The organism is bacterium (assembly GCA_030019025.1).
Taxonomy (GTDB): Bacteria; Hydrothermota; Hydrothermia; order UBA1063; family UBA1063; genus UBA1063.
On sequence record JASEFR010000045.1, the window covers coordinates 1 to 4,938 of the forward strand.

Genomic DNA, 4,938 nt, shown 5'->3' on the forward strand with positions numbered 1-4,938 from the left:
GGCCCCCGATAAGGGGGCCTTTTTCTTTGAGAATCCTTTTTTATTTCACTGCCTTCAACACATAATCGAGGAACATTTCCTCGGGTAAAGCGCCTTCAAAGGACACTTTTTCATTTATCACTACCTTAGGTACTCCGTATACACCATATTTTTGCGCGAGAAATGGAAATTCTATGGATTCAATAACCTCCGCTTTTATCATGTCACTTTCCAAAGCCATCTTATGAGCAGTAATTGCTGCTGTGGGGCAATAGGGACAGGTTGGGGTAACAAAAACCTTAATATGCACGGGTTTCACAATTGTAGCAAGCGTAGCTTTCGTTTCAGGCTTTAAACCAGAATCCCTTTTAGAGACCATTATTATGTCTTCAAGAAGGGTTGAAAATTCATAACCCGACGGGATACCATAATAGCGAATACCGTAGTCTTTATCTCCTTCCACTATAATTGCAGGTATTTTGTCCTCTATTTCATAACTATCTGCTTTCTCTTTGTTTTCCATGTGATTCAAAACTTCAAGAGTAATAAGATCCGACAGCTCCGCTACCTCTTCAAGAATTTGCCTCGTTTCGCGGCAGTATGTACACTCTAAGGTCTGAGTGAAATTAATTATTTTTACGGGATTGACCATTTCGGCGAACATCGCCCTTATTTCTTTTTTATCGGCTTCCGAGAGAAACCCCATAACTCTTACCTCCTTAAATTTTAAAATTTTATGAAAGTTCAAGCATTTTATCTAATGCTCTTCGTGCCCTTTCTATAACCTCCGGTTCAAGAACCACCTCATACCTCTCATAAAGCAAGGACTCATACACCTTTTCCAAAGTAATTTTTTTCATTTGCTGACATATTGCAGTGCGAGGTGGGTTGTAAAACCTTCTGTCAGGCATTTCACGAACAGCTCTTTCGGTAAGACCCTCTTCAGTGAAAAATACATATTCGGGTGCATTTAAAAGCTTTGCTAACCTTATCATACCCTGCGTAGACTCAATGTAATCTGAATTCATAATCACCTCTTCCCTACACTCCGGATGAGCAATAACTACTGCATGAGGGTACTCCTCTTTCACTTTAAATACATCCTCTTCGGTAAAGGCATCATGAACATAACAATATCCATCCCAAGGAATAATTTCCTTATCCTTGACGTAAATTGAAACATAACTGGCAAGGTTTCTGTCAGGAACAAAAATTACTTTTTTCGCATCAAGGGCCCTCACAACTTTGACCGCGTTGGCACTGGTAACACACACATCTGCAGCAGCTTTAACCTCCGCATTGGTGTTGACATAAGCGACGACTACTGCATCAGGATGTTTTTTCTTTAGTTCTTGTAAATCTTCTACGTTAATCATATCTGCCATTGGACAGCGAGCAGCCGGCTCCGGTGTCAAAACTTTTTTCTGTGGCGATAATATCTTCGCTGTTTCTGCCATAAAGGTTACACCAGCGAATACGATGATATCTGCGTCCGTTTCCTTAGCTTTCCTGGAAAGATCAAGAGAATCCCCTAAAAAATCGGCTATCTCCTGAATTTCGGGCCTTTGATAGTTATGCACAAGTAGAACAGCCTTTTTCTCTTTCTTTAGCCTTAAAATCTCTTCCTTCAGCTTTTCCCTATCCATAAATTAATCCTTTTTGAATTTAACTTCCCAGCGATTACTTTCCCTTTTTACGTATTCAATCTTCGTGTTCATAAACTTAGCGATTTTGAGAATTTCACTTAGCCCGTCAAAATTGTCACCTTCCATAATAAAAGACTCCCCACTTTTTGCTTTAACATAGGCATTTCGAAACTTCACAATATGTTCCGTAACACACCCTTCTCCAATACAACTGTATCTTGCCTCACTCATTAGAAAAGATCACCTCCACCACTTTAATGTCCCACAAAGGTGATATCCTCTCTACAATTTCTTCCTTTATATGGTTTGCAAATTCTTCATCCTCACGCATATTCAAATATACTTTTGCTACACCATCCTGAACCTCAACACCTTTAAGTGTCTTTGCTCTCACTACATCAATACCCTTTCGTGGATCTATGACATGCTTTAGGCGGTTTATTACAACCTCTTTAGTCGTAGGAACCTTCTCTTTCAGAAGACCGTGTTGATGCTCATAATTCTCTATAGCTGTGTGAAGTGCATCCACAGCCAGTACAGCGCAGTGTATCTTTGTTGGAGGCAAACCACCCAGTTCTGCATCGGCGTCTTTCCAGGTAATTTGCTTCGCTTCTTCGAGTGTCTTACCCTTTGCCAATTCTGTAACTATGGAAGCAGTAGCAATATTAGAAGCACATCCGTAGGATTTAAACTTAATGTCCACAATTCTTTTGCTTTCAGGGTCAACCTTCAGAAAGAGCTGAACCATATCACCACAGGCAGGAGAACCTTCCGTTGCTTTTGCATCGGCATCTGGAATCTCCCCAACATTTTTCGGGTGAACAAACAACTCAATTAACTTTTTAGAATAGGGTAAACTCATATCAATTTCCTCCCAGCGGGCTTAGTTCCCTCAAACTCTTAATCACTTCTTCCAAAACTAACACCGTGTAATCCATCTCCTCCTTAGTATTATATTTACTCAAGGAAAACCTGATTGAACCGTGGGCATCTTCATGGCTATGCCCCATAGCCATTATAACATACGAAGGTTCAAGTCCTCGTGAAAAACACGCAGAGCCGGAAATAACAGCAACCCCCTTCATGTCCATATAGAGGACCACCGACTCTCCCTCAACATATTTAAAGGATAAATTGAGATTTGCTGGATGCCTTCTGGAAAAATCTGAAGGACCAATTAAAACCACTTCTGGAATACTTGAAATAATTCGTTTATAAAGATAATCTCTTAAGTTCCTCACCTTTTCAACCTCATCCCAGCTTAAAATCTCGACAGCCTTTGCAAATCCCACAATTCCGTGTATGTTTGGTGTTCCGCCCCTCAAATTAAACTCTGCATACCCGCCATCCATCTGCTTTTCTATTGAAACGCCCTTTTTAACGTAAAGTGCTCCTATTCCCTTTGGCCCGTGAATCTTGTGGGCGGTAAAACTTGCAAGGTCAACCCTCAATTCTTTCACATTAAAAGGAATCCAGCCTATACCATAGGTCGCATCCGTGTGAATAAAAGTCTCCGGATTCTTCGACTTTACAATTTTCACTACTTCTTCAAGAGGCTGAATAGTACCCACCTCGTCGTTGACCATTTGAACAGAAACCAGGATAGTATCACCTGACACAGCCCTCTCCAGTGCATCTAAATCTACAAAACCATACCTATCAACGGGAACAATGTCCACTCTAAATCCGGATTTTTCCAATCTGCGGACGGAATCTAGAACTGACCTTCCTTCTACAGCAGTAGTTACTACATGTTTTCCCTTCTTTGCCCGGGCATAAGCGATCCCCTTAATGGCCAAATTATTTGCTTCTGTACCACCAGATGTAAATATTATCTCAGAAGACTCTGCCCCTACGAAACTTGCAATCTTTTTTCTTGATTCTTCAATCAGCTCCTTTACTCTTTGACCTGGTGTATGAACAAATTCTGACAATGGGAGGGCTATATCTTCATAAAAAGTCTTCATTATTGCCTCAACAACTCTCTCATCCAACCGCGTACTACTCGCATTATCCAGATAAACATTCATTTCATTTCCTCCCCAGCGTGGTTTCTTCAAAAATTTTTGTAATTCTGTTCTGAAGTTCTTTCCAAAAGGCCTCTGCAGAGCAATATTCTGAAAAAGGGCACTCTCTTTCGACAAACTCAAAACATCTTGCCAGCTTGACATCCTCCTTTAAAGCTCTCATAACTTCATATAGAGTGATATCCGAAAGCTCTTTTTTCAGCCTGTATCCACCTTCAGCACCTCTCTTAGATTCAAGAATGCCGGCCTTTACAAGGGCAGCAAAAATTTGCTCTAAGAATTTCAAAGGTATATTTTCTTTAAAGGAGATCTGCTTTAAAGTTGTACCTTCATTCCCATAAGTACTCAACCGTATCAATGCACGAACAGCATATCTTGTCTTTTGTGAAATCTTAACCATAATTTCCTATCAGTTCAGTATGAATTATAGCGGGGATCAATTGAATAGTCAAGTGACTTTACTTAATTACAAAAGACCTAAGCAGATTGAGATAAACCAGAGAAGAGAGAGTACTTACAAGAATCAAATTAGCAAATAGATCGACTTCAAACTCATACTTTTGGGTAATAGTTATCATAGTCAGTGCAACTGGCATTCCTGAAAGCAAAACAGTTATTGCCAAAGAAGTAGAAGTAAGTCCGAAAAGCCTTGCAAACACGTAGGTTACAAGAGGCAAGAGTAAAGCCCTGGGTAGAGAGAAAATAAAACCTTGCCAGATTTTTCTATATTCTCTTCCATAAAGAAAGAGGCCAAGCATAAATATGGCAATAACTGCGGTTGACTTACCTATCATGTCAAGTCCTTTATAAATCCCACCGCTAACCTTCAAATTCATTACATTGGAAAGAAAACCCAAGACTATTGAAATAATAAGCGGATTTCTTTTGAATCTGTTTATCATCAACTTAATTAGCGCTTTCATCTTCAAACCAGGTGCTGAATAAAGTTCAAGAAGGGTTATCACTGTGGTAAGTCCAACAATTCCCGAGATCGACGCAACAAGAGCTGCAAGTTGAAGAGATTCCTTCTGAGGATAAGAGAAGGTAACATAGGGAATGCCGAAGAATGCTGTACTTCCAAAAACCGTTGAGAGGGAAAGGATTATGAAGAATCGCCTCTCAAATTTTAAAAATTTTGTAAAAAGCCAATAAAGTGCTAAAACCAAAACTATAGGGAGTGTTACCACAGCTATGACTTTTAAAGTTTCACTTGTTAAAGGCAAATAACTTAGTTCAAGAAAAATGAAAGCAGGAAGGGCTACATAATAGATATATGCATTGAATAC

At 39.7% G+C, this 4,938-nt stretch carries 7 protein-coding genes; all 7 read right to left on the minus strand.

The window, feature by feature from the left end; genetic code table 11:
• Positions 1-40: 40 nt before the first annotated feature.
• Positions 41-685, minus strand: coding sequence for a thioredoxin family protein (locus tag QMD82_08395; GenBank protein MDI6851935.1), 645 nt, complete (start codon positions 683-685; stop codon positions 41-43).
• Positions 686-713: 28 nt separating this feature from the next.
• Positions 714-1,625 carry a quinolinate synthase NadA gene (gene nadA, locus QMD82_08400; GenBank protein MDI6851936.1) on the minus strand — a complete coding sequence of 304 codons (912 nt, stop codon included), beginning with the start codon at positions 1,623-1,625 and terminating at the stop codon, positions 714-716.
• 3 nt (positions 1,626-1,628) lie between these two features.
• Entirely contained in the window at positions 1,629-1,856 is a 228-nt protein-coding gene (locus tag QMD82_08405; GenBank protein ID MDI6851937.1) for a hypothetical protein, read from the minus strand.
• Positions 1,849-2,487 carry an iron-sulfur cluster assembly scaffold protein gene (locus tag QMD82_08410; protein MDI6851938.1) on the minus strand — a complete coding sequence of 213 codons (639 nt, stop codon included), beginning with the start codon at positions 2,485-2,487 and terminating at the stop codon, positions 1,849-1,851. The genes QMD82_08405 and QMD82_08410 overlap by 8 nt, the downstream gene beginning before the upstream one ends.
• A 1-nt stretch (position 2,488) precedes the next feature.
• A complete protein-coding gene (locus QMD82_08415) occupies positions 2,489-3,655 on the minus strand; it encodes a cysteine desulfurase family protein (protein ID MDI6851939.1) in 1,167 nt (388 codons plus the stop codon).
• A gap of 1 nt (position 3,656) precedes the next feature.
• A complete protein-coding gene (locus QMD82_08420) occupies positions 3,657-4,052 on the minus strand; it encodes an Rrf2 family transcriptional regulator (GenBank protein MDI6851940.1) in 396 nt (131 codons plus the stop codon).
• A gap of 58 nt (positions 4,053-4,110) precedes the next feature.
• Positions 4,111-4,938, minus strand: an 828-nt coding sequence (locus QMD82_08425) for an AEC family transporter (protein MDI6851941.1), incomplete at its 5' end; no start/stop codon positions are given.